This is a genomic window from Shewanella sp. N2AIL, from assembly GCF_022690845.1.
GTDB classification, from domain to species: Bacteria; Pseudomonadota; Gammaproteobacteria; order Enterobacterales; family Shewanellaceae; genus Shewanella; species Shewanella baltica.
The window spans coordinates 1-417 of sequence record NZ_JALBYT010000091.1; the positions used below are offsets into that span (position 1 = coordinate 1).

Annotated in this window: 1 tRNA gene; it reads right to left on the reverse strand. The window is 42.2% G+C overall.

What is annotated here, in order from left to right:
• Positions 1-31: 31 nt before the first annotated feature.
• A tRNA-Ser gene (locus tag MO387_RS20845) sits at positions 32-122 on the reverse strand.
• Positions 123-417 lie beyond the last annotated feature (295 nt).

The window sequence follows — 417 nt, forward strand, 5'->3', positions numbered from 1 at the left end:
GCTAATTGCTTAGCGGCATTTTGACTAAATATGGCGGAGGAGCAGGGATTTGAACCCTGGGTGGGCTATAAACCCACGCCGGTTTTCAAGACCGGTGCATTAAACCACTCTGCCACCCCTCCGAACGAGCGAGATAATAGCGATCTCTACTGCCACTGTAAACTTAAATTTATGCTTAATCGTGTTAATTGGTTATTTCAAATTCAATTTTTGATTAAAAAACGTGTTTCAAAGCAAAAACAGAAAACTTGTGGCTGAGAGTGAGAAACCTTGGTTCAAATTGCATGTCTCGTCCTAAGATAGGTTGACAGTTTTTAGGCCAGCTCCAGTAGCTGGCCTTTTCTATTGTGCACCTGATTAGGGGTTGCCATATTCAAACTCAGATGCGGTCTCATATCGTTGTATATTGCTATCGAT